Origin of the sequence: Herbaspirillum sp. SJZ107, from assembly GCF_006715485.1 — a bacterium.
Lineage (GTDB): Bacteria > Pseudomonadota > Gammaproteobacteria > Burkholderiales > Burkholderiaceae_D > Telluria.
In genome coordinates this window covers 215261-235979 of record NZ_VFNH01000001.1, presented here as the reverse complement: position 1 = coordinate 235979, position 20719 = coordinate 215261, and the positions used below count along the sequence as shown (strand labels likewise).

At 68.4% G+C, this 20719-nt stretch carries 15 protein-coding genes; 14 read left to right on the top strand and 1 reads right to left on the bottom strand.

Annotated features, from left to right (window positions below):
- Positions 1–177: 177 nt before the first annotated feature.
- From FBX97_RS01095 to FBX97_RS01060, 8 genes are all read left to right on the top strand, one after another.
- Positions 178–267, top strand: coding sequence for a potassium-transporting ATPase subunit F (locus FBX97_RS01095; protein ID WP_141828421.1), 90 nt, complete (start codon positions 178–180; stop codon positions 265–267).
- Positions 268–2076 carry a potassium-transporting ATPase subunit KdpA gene (kdpA, locus tag FBX97_RS01090; RefSeq protein WP_141828420.1) on the top strand — a complete coding sequence of 603 codons (1809 nt, stop codon included), beginning with the start codon at positions 268–270 and terminating at the stop codon, positions 2074–2076.
- Positions 2077–2116: 40 nt separating this feature from the next.
- Positions 2117–4174 carry a potassium-transporting ATPase subunit KdpB gene (kdpB, locus tag FBX97_RS01085; protein ID WP_370457106.1) on the top strand — a complete coding sequence of 686 codons (2058 nt, stop codon included), beginning with the start codon at positions 2117–2119 and terminating at the stop codon, positions 4172–4174.
- Positions 4175–4188: 14 nt separating this feature from the next.
- Positions 4189–4767: a potassium-transporting ATPase subunit KdpC gene (gene kdpC, locus FBX97_RS01080; RefSeq protein ID WP_141828418.1), complete on the top strand. Its 579-nt coding sequence runs from the start codon at positions 4189–4191 to the stop codon at positions 4765–4767.
- A 23-nt stretch (positions 4768–4790) separates the two neighbouring features.
- Complete coding sequence (locus tag FBX97_RS01075) at positions 4791–7577, top strand: DUF4118 domain-containing protein (RefSeq protein ID WP_141828417.1); 2787 nt, start codon at positions 4791–4793, stop codon at positions 7575–7577.
- Complete coding sequence (locus tag FBX97_RS01070; RefSeq protein WP_141828416.1) at positions 7570–8277, top strand: response regulator; 708 nt, start codon at positions 7570–7572, stop codon at positions 8275–8277. The genes FBX97_RS01075 and FBX97_RS01070 overlap by 8 nt, the downstream gene beginning before the upstream one ends.
- Positions 8278–8352: 75 nt before the next feature.
- The gene (locus FBX97_RS01065; protein ID WP_141828415.1) at positions 8353–9147 is read left to right on the top strand and encodes a TorF family putative porin; all 795 of its coding nucleotides are present in this window, start codon (positions 8353–8355) and stop codon (positions 9145–9147) included.
- A 154-nt stretch (positions 9148–9301) separates the two neighbouring features.
- A complete protein-coding gene (locus FBX97_RS01060; RefSeq protein ID WP_185748432.1) occupies positions 9302–10891 on the top strand; it encodes a dienelactone hydrolase family protein in 1590 nt (529 codons plus the stop codon).
- A 23-nt stretch (positions 10892–10914) separates the two neighbouring features.
- Here FBX97_RS01060 and FBX97_RS01055 read toward each other — a convergent pair whose 3' ends face one another.
- Positions 10915–12813, bottom strand: a complete 1899-nt coding sequence (locus FBX97_RS01055; RefSeq protein ID WP_141828413.1) for a diguanylate cyclase domain-containing protein — start codon at positions 12811–12813, stop codon at positions 10915–10917.
- A 434-nt stretch (positions 12814–13247) separates the two neighbouring features.
- On the opposite strand from FBX97_RS01055, the gene FBX97_RS01050 reads away from it, so the two are divergent.
- The 6 genes from FBX97_RS01050 (at position 13248) to FBX97_RS01025 (ending at position 20714) form a co-directional block, all read left to right on the top strand.
- Entirely contained in the window at positions 13248–13784 is a 537-nt protein-coding gene (locus FBX97_RS01050) for a (2Fe-2S)-binding protein (protein WP_141828412.1), read from the top strand.
- Entirely contained in the window at positions 13781–14800 is a 1020-nt protein-coding gene (locus tag FBX97_RS01045; protein ID WP_185748431.1) for a xanthine dehydrogenase family protein subunit M, read from the top strand. The genes FBX97_RS01050 and FBX97_RS01045 overlap by 4 nt, the downstream gene beginning before the upstream one ends.
- The gene (locus FBX97_RS01040) at positions 14797–17109 is read left to right on the top strand and encodes a xanthine dehydrogenase family protein molybdopterin-binding subunit (protein WP_141828411.1); all 2313 of its coding nucleotides are present in this window, start codon (positions 14797–14799) and stop codon (positions 17107–17109) included. The genes FBX97_RS01045 and FBX97_RS01040 overlap by 4 nt, the downstream gene beginning before the upstream one ends.
- A gap of 152 nt (positions 17110–17261) precedes the next feature.
- A complete protein-coding gene (locus FBX97_RS01035) occupies positions 17262–18197 on the top strand; it encodes a hypothetical protein (protein ID WP_141828410.1) in 936 nt (311 codons plus the stop codon).
- Positions 18198–18257: 60 nt separating this feature from the next.
- Positions 18258–19106: an alpha/beta hydrolase gene (locus tag FBX97_RS01030; protein ID WP_185748430.1), complete on the top strand. Its 849-nt coding sequence runs from the start codon at positions 18258–18260 to the stop codon at positions 19104–19106.
- A gap of 111 nt (positions 19107–19217) precedes the next feature.
- Positions 19218–20714, top strand: coding sequence for a PhoX family phosphatase (locus FBX97_RS01025; RefSeq protein ID WP_141828408.1), 1497 nt, complete (start codon positions 19218–19220; stop codon positions 20712–20714).
- Positions 20715–20719 lie beyond the last annotated feature (5 nt).

Below are 20719 nucleotides of genomic sequence, written 5' to 3'. Positions count from 1 at the left end.
TATACGGCGCCAAGCTCACCTTTTACACCTCGTTTCGCCCCCGCCTCCTAAGCTGCTTGCGTCGTCAACTACATCCTGGAATAACAAAATGGACGTCCTGTACATCTGCGCGACGGTGGTGCTGACCGCCCTCGCGTGCGGCCTGGCCCAAGCCTGCGCCAAGCTGGGGGGCAAGCAATGAACCTGACTTATTGGGCTGCCGGCATCGCTGCGGCCGGCGTGCTGCTGTACCTCGTGGTGGCCCTGCTGAATGCGGAGGAGCTGTAAATGAACACCGATGCCATCGTATTGCTCGCGGTCTTCCTGGCCGTGGTCACGCTGCTGGCGCTGCCGCTGGGCCGCCTGCTGGCCGCGGTCGGCGCTGCCGGCAAGGTGCCCGGCCTCGGCTGGCTGGCGCCGCTCGAACGCCTGTGCTACCGCGCGGCCGGGGTCGACCCGGCCCAGGGCATGGGCTGGAAATCGTATGCGTTCGGGCTGATGCTGTTCAACGGCTTCGGCGCCCTGCTGGTCTATGCCGTGCAGCGCCTGCAGGGCGTGCTGCCGCTGAACCCCCAGGGTCTCGGCGCGGTATCGCCCGATTCCGCCTTCAACACCGCCGTGAGTTTTGTGGCCAACACCAACTGGCAGGGCTACAGCGGCGAGCAGACCATGAGCTATCTCACCCAGATGGTGGCGCTGGCCGGCCAGAACTTCTTCTCGGCCGCCACCGGCATCGCCGTGGTCTACGCCCTGATCCGCGGCCTGGCCGCGCGCTCGTCGACATCGGTCGGCAACTTCTGGGCCGACCTGGTGCGCGTCACGCTGTACGTGCTGCTGCCGCTGTCGCTGGTGCTGGCCGTGTTCCTGGTCGGCCGCGGCGTGATCCAGAACTTCGAACCTTATCAGCAAGTCGCGCTGGTGGAGCCGGTGGCCTATTCGCAACCCAAGCTGGACGCCGGGGGCCAGCCCCTCAAGGACAGCGCCGGCAATCCCGTCATGGAAAACCTGACCGCAACCACCCAGACCATCGCCATGGGCCCGGTCGCGTCCCAGGAAGCGATCAAGATGCTGGGCACGAACGGCGGCGGCTTCTTCAACGCCAACTCGGCCCACCCCTACGAAAACCCGGACGCGCTGACCAACTTCGCGCAGATGGTGGCGATCTTCCTGATCCCGGCCGCGCTGTGCTTCGCCTTCGGCCGCATGGTCGGCGACATGCGCCAGGGCTGGGCCGTGTTCACGGCCATGGCGATCCTGTTCACGGCCATGACCCTGCTCGTGATGTGGGCCGAACCGCAGGCGCATCCGGCGCTGCAGGCGCTCGGCGTCGACCAGGGCACAAGCGCGCTGCAGGCCGGCGGCAACATGGAAGGCAAGGAGACCCGCTTCGGCATGGCCGCATCGAGCCTGTTCGTGGCCGTCACCACCGCCGCCTCCTGCGGCGCCGTCAACGCCATGCACGACTCTTTGATGCCGCTCGGCGGCCTGGCCCCGCTGGCGCTGATGCAGTTCGGCGAGGTCGTGTTCGGCGGCGTCGGCTCCGGCCTGTACGGCATGCTGGTGTTCGCCGTGCTGGGCGTGTTCATCGCCGGCCTGATGATCGGCCGCACCCCCGAATACCTGGGCAAGAAGATCCAGTCCTTCGACATGAAGATGGTGTCGATCGCGATCCTGGTGACGCCGATCCTGGTCCTGGGCGGCACCGCCGTTGCCGTCGCCAGCAGCGCCGGTACCGCCGGCGTGGCCAATCCGGGCGCGCACGGCTTCTCGGAGATCCTGTACGCCTTCACCTCGGCCGCCAACAACAACGGCAGCGCCTTCGCGGGACTGTCGGCCAACACGCCCTTCTACAACGTGATGCTGGCGATCGCCATGTGGTTCGGCCGCTTCGCGATGATCGTGCCGGTGCTGGCGCTGGCCGGTTCGCTGGCCGCCAAGCCGCGCCTGGCCGTCACCGCCGGCACCATGCCGACCCATGGCCCGCTGTTCGTCGGCCTGCTGATCGGTGCGGTGCTCCTCGTCGGCGTCCTGAACTACGTCCCGGCGCTGGCGCTTGGCCCGGTGGCCGAACACCTGCAACTGTTCTCCGCAAAATAATCAGGAGCCTGCGCTCATGTCGCATTCCAATAAAATAAGCATGTTCGATCCGAAACTGGCCGGCCCGGCCGTGATCGACTCGTTCCGCAAACTCGACCCGCGCCAGCAGTGGCGCAGTCCGGTCATGTTCGTGGTGTATGTCGGTTCCATCATCACCACGCTGCTGTGGCTGGACGCCCTGCGCGGCAACGGGGAAGCGCCGGCGGGGTTTATATTTGCCATTACCCTCTGGCTGTGGTTTACGGTGCTGTTCGCGAACTTCGCCGAGAGCCTGGCCGAAGGCCGCAGCAAGGCTCAGGCGGCCGCGCTGCGCGCCCTGAAGCAGACCGTGATGGCCAAGAAGCTGAGCGCACCCCAGCACGGCACCACTTGGCTGCCCTGCCCGGCCACCGACCTGCGCAAGGGCATGTTCGTGCTGGTCGAAGCCGGCGACATCATCCCCGCCGACGCCGACGTGGTGCAGGGCGTGGCCTCGGTCGACGAATCGGCCATCACCGGCGAATCGGCGCCGGTGATCCGCGAATCCGGCGGCGACTTCTCGGCCGTCACCGGCGGCACCCGCGTGCTGTCGGACTGGCTGGTGCTGAAGATCGCCGTGAATCCGGGCGAAGCCTTCATCGACCGCATGATCGCCATGGTCGAAGGCGCCAACCGTAAAAAGACGCCGAACGAGATCGCGCTGACCATCCTGCTGGTGGCGCTGACCATCGTGTTCCTGGTGGTTACCGCGACGCTGCTGCCATTCTCGCTGTTTGCCGTGGATGCCGCCAGGGCAGCCGGCGTCGCCAGCCTGCCGATCACGGTGACGGTGCTGGTGGCGCTGCTGGTGTGCCTGATCCCGACCACCATCGGCGGCCTGCTGTCCGCCATCGGCGTGGCGGGCATGAGCCGCATGATGGGCGCCAACGTGATCGCGACCTCGGGCCGCGCGGTGGAAGCCGCCGGCGACGTCGACGTGCTGCTGCTGGACAAGACCGGCACGATCACCCTCGGCAACCGCCAGGCCTCTGCGTTCCTGCCGGCGCCGGGCATCAGCGAGCGCGAACTGGCCGAAGCGGCGCAACTGGCCTCGCTGGCCGACGAGACCCCGGAAGGCCGCAGCATCGTGGTGCTGGCCAAGCAGAAGTTCAACCTGCGTGCGCGCGAGATGGCGGAGCTGAATGCGGAATTCGTGCCGTTCACCGCGCAGACCCGCATGAGCGGCGTCGACCTCGAGGAGCGCCCGCTGCGCAAGGGCGCGGCCGACACCATGCGCAAGTATGTGCTGGGACTCGGCTACGACTACCCGGCCGCGGTCGGCCATGCGGTGGACGAGGTGTCGCGCCGCGGCAGCACGCCGCTGGTGGTGGTCGACGGCGGCCGCGTGATGGGCGTGGTGGAACTGAAGGACATCGTCAAGGGCGGCATCAAGGAGCGCTTCGCCGAACTGCGGCGCATGGGCATCAAGACCGTGATGATCACCGGCGACAACCGCCTGACGGCAGCGGCGATCGCGGCCGAAGCCGGGGTCGACGACTTCCTGGCCGAGGCCACGCCCGAGGACAAGCTGAAGCTGATCCGCCAGTACCAGTCGGACGGCCGCCTGGTGGCGATGACCGGCGACGGCACCAACGACGCGCCGGCGCTGGCCCAGGCCGACGTCGCGGTGGCGATGAACAGCGGCACCCAGGCCGCCAAGGAAGCCGGCAACATGGTCGACCTCGATTCGAACCCGACCAAGCTGCTCGAGATCGTCGAGATCGGCAAGCAGATGCTGATGACACGCGGCGCCCTGACCACCTTCTCGATCGCCAACGACATCGCCAAGTACTTCGCGATCATCCCGGCCGCCTTTGTCGCGACCTACCCGCAGCTGAAGGCGCTCGACGTGATGCACCTCGCCAGCCCGGGCTCGGCGATCATGTCGGCGGTGATCTTCAATGCGCTGATCATCGTGTTCCTGATCCCGCTGGCCCTGAAAGGCATCGCCTACCGCGCGATCGGCGCCGCGGCCCTCCTGCGCCGCAACATGCTGGTGTACGGCCTGGGCGGCATCCTGCTGCCGTTCGCCGGCATCAAACTGATCGACATGGCGCTGGCCGCCATGAATATGGCTTAATTTAGGAACGCATCATGACATCCCCATTTCGTCCCCCCCTCGTGCTGCTGCTGGTACTGACCCTGCTGTGCGGCGGCGTCTATCCGCTGCTGGTGACCGGCGTCGGCAAGACCTTGTTCCCTGCACAGGCGGCCGGCAGCCTGATCGCCGAAAACGGCAAGCTGCGCGGTTCCAGCCTGATCGGCCAGCCGTTCTCGTCCCCGCGCTACTTCTGGGGCCGCCCGTCGGCCACCGCGCCGATGCCCTACAATGCGGCCGGCTCCTCGGGCTCGAACCAGGGCCCGCTGAACCCGGCGCTGGTGGAGGCAGTGAAAGGCCGCATCGAAGCACTGCATGCGGCCGACCCGGCCAACAAGGACCCGGTGCCGGTCGACCTGGTGACCGCGTCGGCCAGCGGCCTCGATCCGGAGGTCAGCCCGGCGGCCATCCTGTACCAGCTCGGGCGCGTGGCGCGCGCCCGCGGCATAGCCCCGGCGTCCGTGCAGGAACTGGTGGGACGCCACACCCGGCAGCCGCTCGGCTTCCTTGGCGAAGCGCGCGTGAATGTGCTGGAATTGAACCTGGCACTGGACCGCTATTTCCCGGTACGCTGAGCACACGGTAACGACTTGCGGACATGACGATGGCAAACGAAGCACACAGGCCCGACCCCGACCAGCTGCTGGCACGGATGCGCGAACAGGAAGCGCGCGCGCGGCGCGGGCGCCTGCGCATCTATTTCGGCGCCTCGGCGGGGGTCGGCAAGACCTGGGCGATGCTGTCGGCGGCGCGCACGCTGGCGGCGGAGACCGTGCTGGCGGGTGTGATTGAGACCCATGGCCGGCGCGAGACCGCCGCCCTGCTCGACGGCTTGCCGCAACTGCCCCTCAAGCAGGTCGGCTACCGCGGCAAGACCCTGCCCGAATTCGACATCGACGCTGCCCTGGCCGCCGGCGCGCCCCTGGTGCTGGTGGACGAACTGGCGCATTCCAACGTGCCCGGTTCGCGCCACCGCAAGCGCTGGCAGGACGTCGAGGACCTGCTGGCCGCCGGCATCGACGTCTGGACCACGGTCAACGTGCAGCACCTGGAAAGCCTGAACGACGTGGTCGGCGGCATCACCGGCATCCGGGTGGCGGAAACCGTGCCGGACACGGTGTTCGACCGCGCCGACGAAGTGGTGCTGGTCGATTTGCCGGCCGACGAGCTGCTGGCGCGCCTGAAATCGGGCCGGGTCTACCAGGGGCCGCAGGCCGACCGCGCCGCCGGCAACTTCTTCCGCAAGGGGAACCTGATCGCGCTGCGCGAGCTGGCGCTGCGCCGCACCGCCGACCGCGTCGAGGGCGACGTGCGCGCCTGGCGCGTGGAACAGTCGGTCGACACGCTGTGGAAGACCGGCGCCGCCCTGCTGGCCTGCGTCGGCCCGGGTGCGGACGCCGAACAGGTGGTGCGCAGCAGCGCGCGCCTGGCCGGCCAGCTGGGGGCGCGCTGGCATGCGGTGTACGTGGAAACCCCGCCGCTGCAGCGCCTGCCCGCGGCACGCCGCCAACAGATCCTCGACAACCTGCGCCTGGCCGAAAAGCTGGGCGCGGCCACCGCGGTCCTGCCCGGCACCGACGTGGCGGCCGAGCTGGCGCGCTATGCCGGCAGCCGCAACCTGTCGCGCCTGGTGCTGGGGCGCCCTGCCGCGGGCGCAGCCTGGAAGCCGTGGCAGGCCTGGCGTCCCGCGCTGGCGCAGCGCCTGGCGCAATTGGCGCCGGGCGCCGACCTGCTCGAGATCGCGGCCGCCGCGGTGCCGGCGCGCGCCTTGCGCGAGCGGCATGCCGCCCGTCCCGCCGGCCTGGAGGCGGCGCCGGATCGGGCACAGCCCCTGCACTACCTGCTCGGCGCCGGCGCCAGCCTGGCCGCCGGCCTGCTCGGCTGGCTGCTCGACGACTGGCTCGACCTGGCCAACATCGCCATGCTGTTCATGCTGGTGGTGCTGGGCGTGGCCTACCGCTTCGGACGCGGCCCCTCGGTGCTGGCCACCTGCATCAGCGTGGCAACGCTCGACTTCGTGTTCGTGGCGCCGCGCTTCTCGTTCGCGGTGTCCGATTTCCAGTACGTGGTGACCTTCGGCGTGATGCTGGCGGTGGGCCTGATCACCGGCCACCTGACCGCGCTGCTGCGCTTCCAGGCCCAGGCGGCGCGCCAGCGCGAGCGGCGCTGGCATGCGCTGTACGAGTTCGCCAGCCGGCTGTCGGGCGCGCTGCAGCCGGAACAGGTGCTGGACGCCACCCGCGAATTCGTGGCGCAGGCCTTCCGCGCGCGCGCCACGCTGCTGCTGCCGGATGCCGAAGGCCGCCTGCAGCCACCGTCGGATGCGGTCTCCGACGCTCCCCTGCCCGAAGCCGGCACCGCGCAATGGGCCTTCGACCATGCGCAGCCGGCGGGCCTGGGCACCGACACCCTGCCGGCCAGCCCGCTGTTCTACCTGCCGCTGGTGGCCCCGATGCGCACCCGCGGCGTGCTGGCCCTGCTGCCGCCGGCGGCGTCCGCGGGCGACTGGATGGCGGTGCCGGAACAGCGCCAGCAGCTCGACACCTTCGCCACGCTGACCGCGATCGCCCTCGAGCGCGTGCACTACATCGAGGTGGCCCAGGGTGCGCTGGTCGACATGGAATCCGAGCGCCTGCGCAATTCGCTGCTGGCGGCGCTCGGGCACGACCTGCGTACGCCGCTGACGCTGCTGGTCGGGCTGTCGGAAACGCTGGCCGCCTCGCGCCCGCCGCTCTCCAGCCAGCAGGCCGGCCTGGCCGCGACCCTCAAGAGCGAAGCGCTGCGCATGAACACGCTGGTCACCAACCTGCTCGACATGGCGCGCATCCAGAGCGGCGGCGTGCACCTGCACCTGGAGTGGCAGTCGATCGAGGAAGTGGTCGGCAGCGCGCTGCGCGCCAGCGGCGCCGTGCTGGCCGGGCACACGATCGAGACGCACATTCCGCCCGACCTGCCGCTGGTGCGCTTCGACGCCCCGCTGCTGGAACGCGTGCTGTGCAACGTGCTGGAAAACGCCGCCAAGTACACGCCGCCGGGCAGCCGGGTCGTGGTCGACGCGCGCCTGCGCAGCGATGCGCTGCAGCTGCGCGTGACCGACAACGGACCGGGCCTGCCGCCGGGGCGCGAGGAAGCGATCTTCGACAAGTTCACGCGCGGCCAGCCCGAATCCAGCACCCCGGGCGTGGGCCTGGGACTGGCGATCTGCCGCGCGATCGTGAATGCGCACGGCGGCGCCATCCGTGCCGAACAGGCACCCGGCGGCGGCGCCCGCATCGTGATCGCGCTGCCGCGGGGCGAGCCGCCGCCCCTGCCCGACCTCGACGCCGACCATGCCGCAGACATTGGCACAGACATCGACACCAGCGCGGAGCCGCACCATGAATGAACAACAGAAGCCGGTCGCCCTGCTGGTCGAGGACGAGGCACAGATCCGCCGCTTCGTGCGCGAAGCGCTGGAAGACGAAGGCTGGCAGGTGCTCGAGGCCGCCAACTGCCGCCAGGGCCTGATGGCCGCCGGCACCCGCCAGCCCGACCTGGTGGTGCTCGACCTCGGCCTGCCCGACGGCGACGGCGTCGCCCTCATCGCCGACCTGCGCCAGTGGTCGCGCGCCGCCGTCATCGTGCTGTCGGCGCGCACGCTGGAATCGGAAAAGGTGCGCGCGCTCGATGCCGGCGCCGACGACTACCTGACCAAGCCCTTCGGCGTGGCCGAGCTGATGGCGCGCGTGCGCTCGGCCCTGCGCCGCCAGCGGCGCGCGCAGGCGCCCGAGGACAATGGCAGCGTGGTGCGCTTCGGCACGGTCGCGATCGACCTGCAGGGCCATGGCGTCACCCGCGACGGCCACGGCGTACGCCTGGCACCGACCGAATTCAAATTGCTGGCCGCATTGGCGCGCAACGCCGGACGCGTAGTCAGCAACCCGCAGCTGCTGCGCGAGGTGTGGGGCCAGCAGTCCGTCAACAGCCCGCACTACCTGCGCATCTACATGGGCCACCTGCGGCGCAAGCTGGAGGACGACCCGGCGCAGCCCAAGTACCTGATCACCGAGACCGGCGTAGGTTACCGGCTGGCGATCCCCGTCTAGATTTACCCAAGCAGTCAAAAACCGGTTGCGCCGCGAGGCGCGGGACCGGCTCATCCCTAAGAAAGAGAAAACACCATGAAACACCTCATCGCCACCACCCTGTTCGTCCTTGCCTGCCCCGCTTTCGCGCAGGAAGCCAGTCCGGCACCGACCGGCGCCGGTGCCGGCACCACGCCGGCCGCCGAAGCCGCCCCGGCCCCTGCCTCGGTCGCCTGGAACCTGGGCCTGATCTCGGATTACCGCTACCGCGGCATCTCGCAGACCCGCCTGCACCCAGCCCTGCAGGGCGGCGCCGACTGGACCGACCCGGCCAGCGGCTGGTATGCGGGAACCTGGCTGTCCAGCATCACTTGGGCCAGGGATGCCGGCGGCGGCGGCCACGTCGAAGTCGACGTCTATGGCGGCAAGCGCGGCACCCTCGACAACGGCGTCAGCTACGACGTCGGCGTGCTCGGCTACGTCTATCCGGGCAACGGCCTGGGCGACGTCCCGGGCTACGTCAACGGCAATACCGGCGAGGTGTATGGCCAGCTGGGCTATGGTCCCTACTATATTAAATACGCGAATGCGCTGACCAACCTGTTCGGCTTCCTCGACAGCCGCTACAGCAGCTACGTGGACCTGGGCGCCAACCTGGATGCCGGCAACGGCTTCACCGTGATCCTGCACGCCGGGCGCCAGCACGTGCAGCACAGCCTGAACGCCAGCTACACCGACTGGAAGGCCGGCGTCAGCAAGGCCTGGGGCCCGACCACGGTGACCCTGGCGGCGGCCGGCACCAACGCCGCCGAAGCGGCCTACACCTCGGCCGCGAACGGCAAGTTCCTGGGCCGCAAGGCGCTGGTGCTGGGCGTGGTACGGACCTTCTGAACGGCCTGTCCGCGCTGTCCGTGGTCACCGCGAGCGGACAGCGCGGACACTGTGCGAGCCAGGCAGGAAGCCTTGGGAATCAATGACTTGGAGCATGGCACAGGTCTTGCAATATCTGTTTGCAAACACCTGTCATCCACCGAGACCATCGACCATGCGCCTTCCAAAACTCGTCATCGCCTGCCTGTTCCTCGCCGCCACCGGCGCCGCCAATGCCGCCGACGGCTTCACCTTCTCCGCCCCGCCCGGCCCGCATGCGGTCGGGTTCAAGGTCATCCAGCAGTACGACCGCACGCGCAGCTACAAGGCCGAGATCGACCTGGCCACCGGCGAACCGGTGAAGGGCGAGCGCGCGCGCCCGGTCCAGACGCTGGTCTGGTACCCGGCGGCGCGCGGCGGCAAGCCGGTCACCTACCGCGACTACCTGGACACGGTGCCGAGCGAAGACGAGTTCACGCGCAGCCCGGCGGACATCAAGCGCATGACCGCCGAACGCATCGAGGGCAACACCAACGGCCACCGCGAGGCGCTGCTGCGCGACATCGCCCGGGCGCAGCTGGCGGTGCGCGATGCGCGTGCCGAAGGCGGCAAATTCCCGGTGGTGATCTATGCGCCGAGCTACTCCGCCTACGCCATCGAAAACACCGATTTGTGCGAACTGCTGGCCAGCCACGGCTACATCGTGCTGTCCAGCCCTTCGCTGGGGGCGCACACACGCGCGATGACGACCGACATCGCGGGCCTGGAAGCGCAGGCTGCGGACATCTCCTTCCTGATCGGCTACGCGGCGACCCTGCCGCAAGCCGATACCGTCAGGGTGGCGGCGGTGGGCTTCAGCTGGGGCGGCCTCGCGAACGTGTTCGCCGCAGCCAGGGATGCGCGCATCAAGGCGCTGGTCAGCCTGGACGGGTCGATCCGCAGCTTTCCGAAGCTGGTCGACGGCGGCAAGGAGTCGGCGCGCTACGTGACGCCGGCGCGGGTGGCGCTGCCGATGCTGTTCGTGGGCGCGCGCCCGAAGACGATGGAAGCCCTGAACCGCTCGGAGAACATGCGCACCGATTATTCGTTCATGAACGAGATGACCTATTCGGACGTGTACATCGTGTCGATGCTGCCGATGAAGCATCCGGACTTTGCCTCGTATGCCTTGCGCATGATGCCGGACAAGGAGTTCAGCGATTTCGGCGACTACAGCCGCGACGAAATCAACCTGCAGCACAGCTGGGCCGCGCGCTACACGCTGCGCTTCCTGGATGCCTACCTGAAGGGCGACAGCAGCGGCCTCGCCTTCCTCAACAATACCCCGGCGGCCAACGGGGTGCCGGCGCACACGATGCTCACCGACATCCGGCGCCACAAGGGCAGCATGCCGCCGACGCAGGAAAGCTTCGTGCGCAGCCTGGCGGCCGCCGGCTTCGACAAGGCGATTCCGGAATACGCGCGCTTCGTCGCACAGAACCCGGCGTTCAAGCTGGAAGAGAGTGCGCTGATCGGCTGGGGCGTGCAACTGGCCCGGATCGAACGTCCGGCGCAGGCGCGCGAGATCTTCCGCCTCGGCGCCCACCTGTATCCGAACCAGAGCATCATGTACGACGGCCTGGGCGAGATGCAGGCCAAGACCGGCCAGGCACAGGAAGCGCTGGCCAGCTACCGCCGCGTGCTCGAACTCGATCCGAACAACCTCGACGCGATCCGGTATGTGAAGGAACACGGCGCAGCTGCTCAAGGCGCCTCGGCGCCCTGAGCAACTGCGCTACTTTACGTTAATCAGTGTCCGGCCACCTGCACCGACGCGGTGTTGCGGCCGGCGCGCTTCGCCGCATACAGGGCGGCGTCCGCGCCGTGCGCCAGCGTGGCCTGCTCCGGGTGGGCGCTCCAGGCGAAGCCGATGCTGGCCGTAACCGGCAGCTGCTTGCCCTCGATCTCGAACGGCGCCTGCATCGCTTCCAGCAGCTTGTCGCCGATGCGGCGGCATTCGAGCGGCGAGCCGACCTGCTCGAGCACGATCACGAATTCGTCGCCGGCCAGGCGCGCCACGGTGTCGGTGACGCGCACGGCGGCATTCAGGCGGCGGCCGAATTCACGCAGCACGGCGTCGCCGCCGGCATGGCCGAGGCTGTCGTTGATCTGCTTGAAGTGATCGACGTCGAGGTAGGCCAGGGCCAGCGGCATGGCGCCGCGGCGCGCGCGCGCGATCGCCTGCACCAGGCGTTCTTCGTAGCTGCGGCGGTTGGGCAGGCCGGTCAGGTGGTCGGAATGGGCCAGTGCATGCAGCTGGCGCTCGTATTCGCGCGACGAGGTGGCGTCGGTCGAGAGCACGTAGATGCCCTGCACCTTGCCATCGCGCAGGTGCGGCAGGTAGGTCGTGCTGATCACGCGCTTGCGGCCGCGCCGCTCTTCTTCGATCTCGAGATAGGAGCCGTGGCCGGATAGGCAGCGCTCCAGCGCCGCCCGGCGCGGCGCATAAAAGGCCTCGCCCATTGCTTCAGGCACGGTCTTGCCGACCATGGTGTCGCAGCGCACGCCGAACCACTCGCGGTAGCGGTCGTTGGCGAAGCGGTAGCGCAGGCCGGTGTCGAGGTAGGCGATCAGGGCCGGCACGTTGTCGGCGATGGTGCGCAGGCGTTCCTCGCTTTCGAGCGCCAGCGTGCGCGAGGCATACAGCTCGCTGACGTCCTTCAGGGCGACCACGGCGCCCAGCGTTTCGCCGCCGAGGCCTTTCAGAGGACGGCCGCTGGCCAGCACGCGGCGCGGCGCGGCGCTGCTGCCGCCCACCACTATCGGCATATCCTGGATCCGCTCGCCCAATAATGCACGTTCCAGCGGCAGTTCGTCGGCGCCCAGCGGCGTCACGCCATCGTCGCGGTACAGCGCGTAGTGGGCGGCGCGGTCGATGCTGGCCACGCCGTCGAGTTCCTGGAACTCGCGCGCTGCGCGGTTGCACACGCTCAGCTTGCCGTCCGCATCGCAGGCGAGCACGCCGACGTCCACCGATTCCAGCACCGCATCCAGCAAGGCCTGCTTCTGGCGCAGCGCCTGTCTGGCAGCCTGGCGCTGCTGCATTTCCTGCTCGAGCGCGTGATTCTTCTCGTGCAGCTCGCGCGTGCGCTCTTCGACGCGGCGTTCCAGCCGCGCATTCAGTTCGATCAGCTCATGCCGGGCGGCGTCGCGCGCGGCCACCAGCACGCTGCGGTTCAGTTCATCCTGCACCAGCTGGGCCAGGTCGCGCAGCATGCGCCGGCCGGCGTCGTCCAGCATGCGCGGACGGGTATCGACGATGCACAGGGTGCCGAGCGGCTGGCCATCCAGGCTGCGTACCGGCTGGCCGGCGTAGAAACGCACGTGGGGGGCGCCGGTCACCAGCGGATTGGCGGCAAAGCGCTCGTCGAGCTGGGTATCCGGCACCACCAGCATGTCGTCCAGCGCCACGGCGTGGCTGCAGAAGGCGACCGAGCGCGGCGTCCCGGGCGAGTCGATGCCGATGCAGGACTTGAACCACTGGCGGTCTGTGTCGACCAGCGAGACGAGCGCGATCGGCACGCCGAAGGCGGCCGCCGCCAGGCGTGTAAAACGGTCGAAGCGTTCTTCCCCGGGGGTATCGAGGACGTTCAGGCGATGCAATGCCGAGATGCGTTCTTGTTCTGCGAGTTCTTGTTGGCTGAGCATTAACAATCCTTGCCGCGGTGGGCGAAGAAAGAACCGGCAGCGTTGGGGCCGGATGAAAGCTGGGGTAGCGAGGGCGCGGTGGTGTCGGCGCAAAGCACAGCTGGATGTGCCCGATTTTAGCCGAACTCGGGTGTATAGTGCATTGCCACCACAATTATTACCCTATAGAAATATTTGATTACCAATAAAAACTTTTGTGATTCTACAACGAAATAATCAGGCTGCATTCACGGTTTATGCAGCCTTTCCCTGTAGCTGGCTGTCTGGTATCCATTGTGACGCCAATACATTACCTGGCTACAAAAGAGTGAGGCTTGTGTCGCGCTGGTACCACAGCGTCCGACTTTGAGTTGTCTTTTCATTATGTGTGTCATTTAACCGTCCAGCGCGCCTCTGCCTCGTAAGGTAGAGGCTTCGCTCATGAAAGGACGGCCATGGACCTCTACCAGCAGTACCCCATCCGGCTGCGCATCAACGACCAGGACCGGGATTTCGAAGTCGAATCCTGGGTCACCCTGCTCGACCTGCTGCGCGAACGGGCCGGATTGACCGGCACCAAGAAAGGCTGCGACCACGGACAGTGCGGCGCCTGCACCGTGCTGGTCGACGGCAAGCGCGTGAATTCCTGCCTGACCTTGGCCGTCATGCAGAACGGGCATGAAGTCACCACGATCGAAGGCATGGCGAAAGGCGACGAGCTGCATCCGCTGCAGCAGGCCTTCATCGAACAGGATGCCTTCCAGTGCGGTTACTGTACGCCGGGGCAGATCTGTTCGGCCGCCGGCCTGATCGCCGAAGGCCAGGCGAAAACCGTCGACGACGTGCGCGAACTGATGAGCGGCAACCTGTGCCGCTGCGGCGCCTACCCGCAGATCCGCCAGGCCGTATGCAAGGTGATGGGGATCGAAGAAGGCAAGCCGGGCGCAGCGTCCGGTGCCGATGGATTGACAACCGGACCGGTGCTCGTATGAATCCATTCGCCTTTGCCCAAGCCCAGAACATCGATGCCGCCCTGCCCCTGCTCGCGCCGGATGGCGCGCGCCCGGTTGCCGGCGGCACCAACCTGCTCGACCTGATGAAGGAAGGCGTGATGACGCCTTCCAGCCTGGTCGACATCAACCCGCTCGAACATGCGGGCCTCGACGTGATCGAAGAACACGAAGGCGGCCTGCGCCTCGGCGCGCTGGCGCGCAATGCCGCCACCGCCTACCACGACACGGTGCGCAGCCGCTACCCGCTGCTGTCGGCCGCCATGCTGGCCGCTGCCTCGCCGCAGCTGCGCAACATGGCGAGCAACGGCGGCAACCTGCTGCAGCGCACCCGCTGCGTCTACTTCTACGACGTCGGCACGCCCTGCAACAAGCGCGAACCCGGCACCGGCTGCCCGGCCAAGAACGGCATCAACCGCCAGCTGGCCATCCTCGGCACCAGCGAGCAATGCATCGCCACCCACCCGTCCGACATGTGCGTGGCACTGCGCGCGCTCGACGCCACGGTGCACGTGAGGTCAAGCAACGGCGGCGAACGCGCGATCCCGTTCGCCGAGTTCCACCGCCTGCCCGGCGACACGCCGCACATCGACACCAACCTGCAGCCGGGCGAGCTGATCACCTACATCACGCTGCCCGACGCGGCGCGCTTCGTCGATCACTCGGCCTACGTCAAGGTGCGCGACCGCCTGTCGTATGCGTTCGCGCTGGTGTCGGTCGCCGCCGCGCTCGACCTGGACGGCGGCACCATCCGCGCCGCCCGCATCGCCCTCGGCGGCGTCGCCCACAAGCCGTGGCGCGTGGAGGAAGCGGAACAGCAGCTGGTCGGCAAGACCGCCGGCGACGCCGCCTTCGAAGCGGCCGCCGACCGCATCCTGCAGGGTGCGCGCGGCTATGGCCAGAACGCCTTCAAGCTGACGCTGGCGAAGAACGCCATCGTGCAGGCCTTGAACACCGCCGTGCGCGGCACCGAGTTTGCAAAGAGAGGTACAGAATGACCGACCTGATTCCCGAACTGCGCACTCCGGTCGCGCCCGAGGGCACCGGCCGCGTACGCACCGGCATGGCCGTGTCGCGCGTGGACGGCCACGCCAAGGTGACCGGCGCCGCCCGGTATGCGGCCGAACACGCGGCGCCCGACCTGGCCTACGGCGTGGTCGTCAGCGGCACCGCGACGAAAGGCCGCATCAAGAGCATCGACACCAGTGCGGCCCTGGCCGCCCCCGGCGTGATCGACGTGATCACGCACGAGAACCGGCCCAAGATGCGCTCCAACGACCTGGCCTTCAAGGACATGACGGCACCGGCCGGCTCGCCCTTCCGCCCGCTGTTCAGCGACCGCATCTTCTACAGCGGCCAGCCGATCGCGCTGGTGATCGGCGAGACCTTCGAGGCGGCGCGCCATGCCGCAGCCCTGGTGAAAGCCACCTACGACATCGAAGAGCACGACACCAACCTGCTGGACAGCCTGAACAAGGCCTACAAGCCGCGCCCGCTGAAGGCCGGCTTCACGCCGCCAAGCTCGAAGGGCGACGGCGAAAAGGCCTGGGACGCGGCGCCGGTCAAGATCGAATCCGAGTTCTACCACGGCGTCGAGCACCACAACCCGATGGAGATGTTCGCCTCCACCGTGGTCTACGGCGAAGACGGCCACCTGACCATCTACGACAAGAACCAGAGTTCGCAGAACTGCCGCTGGTACGTGTCGCATGCCTTCGGCCTGTCCAAGGACAAGGTCACGGTACGCAACCCCTACGTGGGCGGCGCCTTCGGCTCCGGCCTGCGTCCGCAATACCAGCTGCCGCTGGCGGTGATGGCGGCACTCAAGCTGAAGCGCTCGGTGCGGGTGGTCCTCACGCGCCAGCAGATGTTCAGCTTCGGCCACCGTCCCGAGACCTGGCAGAAGGTCAAGCTGGGCGCCACGCCGGACGGCAAGCTGCAGGCGATCTGGCACGAAGCGCTGCAGGAAACCTCGCGTCTCGAGGATTACGTCGAAGTGATCGTCAACTGGTCCGGCCAGCTGTACGCCTGCGACAACATCAAGCTGGACTACAAGGTGATCGGCCAGGACCGCCACAGCCCGATCGACATGCGCGCGCCGGGCGCGGCCCACGGCGTGCACGCGCTCGAAGTGGCGATGGACGAGATGGCGTACCAACTCAAGATGGACCCGCTCGCATTCCGCCTCAAGAACTACGCCGAGGTGAATCCGCTCGACGACAAGCCCTACTCGACCAAGGAACTGCGCCAGTGCTACCTGCAGGGCGCGGAACGCTTCGGCTGGAAAGACCGCCCGCTCGAGCCGCGCTCGATGCGCGACGGCGAGGAGCTGATCGGCTGGGGCATGGCGAGCGGCATCTGGGATTCCCTGGTGATGGTGGCGCGCGTCTCGGCGGTGCTGCATGCCGACGGCCGCCTGGTGGTGTCCAGCGCGGCATCCGACATCGGCACCGGGACGTACACCGTGATGGCGATGGTCGCCGCCGAACAGCTCGGCCTGCCGCTCGAACGCGTGACCTTCCAGCTGGGTGACTCCACCCTGCCGCTGGCGCCGATCGAAGGCGGTTCCTCGCACATGGCCACCGTCGGCGGCGGCGTGCATGGCGCCTGCGACAAGCTCAAGGCCACGCTGCTGAAGATGGCGCAGTCGCAGAAGGATTCGATCTTCAAAGGCATGAAGGCCAAAGACGTCGAGTTCAACGACGGCAAGATCCACCTGCGCGGCCAGCCGGACAACGGCATCGAGCTGTCCGCCCTGCTGGCCCAGGCCGGCAAGGACAGGGTCGAGGAAAAATTCCTGATGACCCCGCAGATGCTGAAGCAGCGCAAGTACGTGCGCGCGGTCCACTCGGCGGTGTTCGTCGAGGTGCGCGTCAACGAAAAGCTCGGCATCGTGCGCGTCACGCGCGTGGTCGATGCGGTGGCGGCCGGCCGCATCATCAACGCCAAGACCGCCACCAGCCAGATCATCGGCGGCGTGGTCTGGGGCATCAGCCAGGCGCTGCACGAGGAAAGCTTCACCGACCACCGCCTGGGCCGCTTCATGAACCACAACTTTGCGGAATATCATGTGGCGGTCAACGCGGATATCCACGACATCGATGTGATCTTTGTCGACGAGGATGACCGCGTGGTCAGCAAGCAGCTCGGTGCCAAGGGCGTCGGCGAGATCGGCATCGTCGGCACCGCGGCGGCGGTGGCGAATGCGATCTTCCATGCGACCGGCAAGCGTCTGCGCAGCACGCCGATCACGCCGGACAAGATCCTGCTGGGGGATCATGAGGTGCCGGTGGCTCAGCGTAGTTGACAGGCCGTCGCCCCTGCGCAGGCAGGGGCGACGTGCAGCTGCCGGCGACAACCTGGACTGCATGCCTTTTACCTGAATTTACACCACCCCCGATTCCCTTCGACGCGCACTCTGGCGACAATAAGCCATCCAGCAACCGCCGCGTCGACATCATGCTCGTCACCTCCGATCCCCTGCTCTGGGAAACCCTGCTGCGCCACCCGCTCACCGAGCGCCGCGGCCTCGCCCCGCGCGAGCTGATCGACTTCATCGGACGCCATCACGCAGCCACCGGCAAGGCCGCCGTGGCGCGCCCCGCCCGCCCCGATGCCGCTCTGGACCGGGACCTCGACGCCGCCCTGGCCGGCCTGCCCGGCGCCGTGCTGCGCCACCTCGCGCCCTGCCTGCTGGGCGTGTTCGTGATGGATGGCACCGGCGCCTCGGCGGTCAGCAGCGTGGTCGCCGGCCCCGAAGGCGAACTGATCGGCGCTTTCGTGGCCATCGATGCCGGCGCCTTCGCCGGCGTCACCGCCAACGGCTGGTTCGAGCGGCGCGAGAACATGCCGTTCGAGGCCGCCGACGGCCTGCGCCTGGAAGCGCGCATCGCCGACGCCGCCGGCGACGACCGCGTCGCCGCCCTGCAGTTCGTGCTGCTGCACGAGTTCGGCCACGTGCTGGCCGCCATCAAGGCGCTGGCGCCGATGTGGTGGCGCCCCGGCCCCGGCGCACCTTCGTATCCGCTGCTCGACCTGTGCTGGCAGGCGGCGCCGGATGGCCGCTTCACGCCACGCGCCGGCCACGATTTTTCGCAGCGCGGCGAGCTGGTCTACTATGGCGCGCCGCGCCTGTCGCTGCGCGACGCCGAAGCCGCCTACCTCGCACTCGGCCGCACCGGCTTTCCGACCCTGTACGCGGCCACCAGCGTGCACGAAGACATCGCCGACAGCTTCGCCGGCTATGTCCACGTGCGCCTGATGGGACGCCCGCTGGAACACCGCCTGCTGCGCGACGGCGTGCCCGCCTCCACGACAGCCTCGTACTGGCGCAGTCCGCACGGCGAGGCCCGCGCCGCCCTGTTCGACGCCATGCTGGACGCGCCGGCCTATTGAGGCGTGGCACTGATGCCGCGATGCGCTAAGATGGGGCATCGTGTCTTCCAGGCCATCGCCATGCCGAAACTCGAAATCCTCGTGCGCACACCCGCGCGTCCGCGCCCGGACAGCCCGCGCCTGCTGCTGGTGCATGGCATCTGCGTCGGCGCCTGGGTCTGGGAAGAGCACTTCATGCCCTACCTGGCCGATGCCGGCTTCGAGGTGCACGCCCTGAGCCTGCGCGGCCATGGCGGCAGCGAGGGCCGCGAACGCCTCAACGACTGGCGCCTGGCCGACTACACCGAAGACCTGCGCCAGACCGCGGCCGGCCTGGCCGACAGACCGCTGGTGGTGATCGGCCACTCGCTCGGCGGCGCAGTGCTGCAGGACTGGATCCGCACCGGCGGTAACCGGGGCGGCAACCGAGGCGGCAACAGCGGCGGCCAGCTGGCCGGCGCGGCGCTGCTGGCCTCGGTGCCGCCCTGGGGCCTGGCCTATTCCGCCTGGCGCATGCTGCTGTCCGCGCCCGACCTGTTCCAGCAATTGCTGCGCCTGGACGGCAAGAGCGCCGCCGGTCTCGATCCGGCCATCATGCGCCGCAACCTGTTCTCCGACGACCTGCCCGACGCCACCTATGCGCGCTTCATGGCGCGCGTGCACGGCGAATCGCGCCACGTCGGCGTCGAGCTGCAGGGCTGGCGCCCGTTCGCGCCCGCGCCCTGGCAGGCACCGCCGATGTTCGTGCTCGGCGGCGGGTCCGACCGCTTCATCGGTGCCGATGCGGTGCGCGGCACCGCCGCCTACTACGGCGTGCTGCCGACGCTGGTGCCGCGCCTGGCCCACGCGTTGATGCTGGAGCCGCGCTGGGAAGATGCGGCGCAGCCGCTGTGCGACTGGCTGCTGCGGCTCGGCGAACGGCGCGGCTGAAGGCCGGGCAGCACCTGAAACTTGTCATTCTGCTGTCATTACACTGTAGTTTTTGTTTGTTTTAATGCATGAGCCCGTGCCAGCCCGGCACGCTACTGGAGAGCGCTCAGCATGACAAACAAGGATATCTCGCCCTCGCGGCGCAGCCTGCTCAAGGGCATGGCCGGCGCATCGACCCTGCCCTTCGTCGGTGCCTTCGCCGCCCTGCAAGCCAGGGAAGCCGCCGCCGTGACCAACGGCGCCAGCGCCCTGGTCGCCAGCCCCTACGGCCCGATCGCGCCGGTCAACGACCTGACGACCGGCCTGCCGCTGCTGCAGCTGCCGGCCGGCTTCACCTATAAAAGCTTCGGCTGGACCGGCGACCTGATGAGCAACGGCAAGCCCTGCCCGGCGGCCCACGACGGCATGGGCGTGGTGGTAGCGCGCAAGGCCGGGCGCAGCAGCGAGCTGGTGCTGATCCGTAACCATGAAGTGCACGCCGCCAGCCCGGCCAGCTTCATCGACGCCCACGGCGTCTACGACAGCAGCTACAGCAGCACCAGCACCCAGCTGGGCGGCGGCACCACGAACCTGCTGTTCCGCGACGGCAACTGGGTCAGCGTCACGCCGAGCCTGGGCGGCACCGACGGTAACTGCGCCGGCGGCATCACGCCCTGGGGCACCTGGCTGAGCTGCGAGGAAGTCGGCTCCGACGCCGTCAGCAGCGCCGGCAAGAAGCACGGCTACGTGTTCGAAGTGTCGCCCGAGCCCAGCCAGACCACCGGCCTGCCGATCGTCGGCATGGGCCGCTTCGCCCACGAAGCCGCCGCCGTCGATCCGGCCACCGGCATCGTCTACATGACCGAGGACCAGTCGGGCAAATCCGGCTTCTACCGCTACGTGCCGGACGTGCGCGGCGGCTACGGCACGCTGGCCATGGGCGGCGTGCTGCAGATGGCGCGCGCCAGGACCAGGGTCAACGCCAACATCGCCGGCGCGCTGGTGGGCGACACCTATGCCCTCGACTGGGTCGACATTGCCAATCCGGACCAGAACCGCGGCGACGCCACCGGCCCGTCGGGCACCACCATCACCAATGCCGCCGGCCCCTTCGTGCAGGGCTGGGTGCAGGGTGCGCTGCGCATGAACCGCGGCGAAGGCATCTGGCATGCGCAGGGCAAGATGTTCGTCATGGACACCGCCGGCGGCCCGATCTCGCGCGGCGCCATCTGGGAACTCGACCTGGCGGCGCAAGTAATGCGCTGCATCTACGCCAGCCCCAACACGACCGTCGGCAACATGGGCGACAACCTCACCATCAGCCCGCGCAACGCCATCCTGATCTGCGAGGACGCCTCCAGCGCCACCACCGACAGCTTCGGCTTCGGCCAGCGCCTGATGGGCATCACCGGCGGCGGCGACGCCTACATCTTTGCCAAGAACAACGTGGTGTTGACTGCGGGCCAGCTGCAGGTGGCCGGCAAGCGCACCTCGCTGGCGGGCGACCACCGCGGCAACGAATTCGCCGGCTGCTGCTTCGATCCGACCGGCCGCTACCTGTTCGTGAACATCCAGACCCCGGGCATCACCTTCGCCATCGCGGGACCGTGGGCGCTCGGCCCTCTGTAAACCTT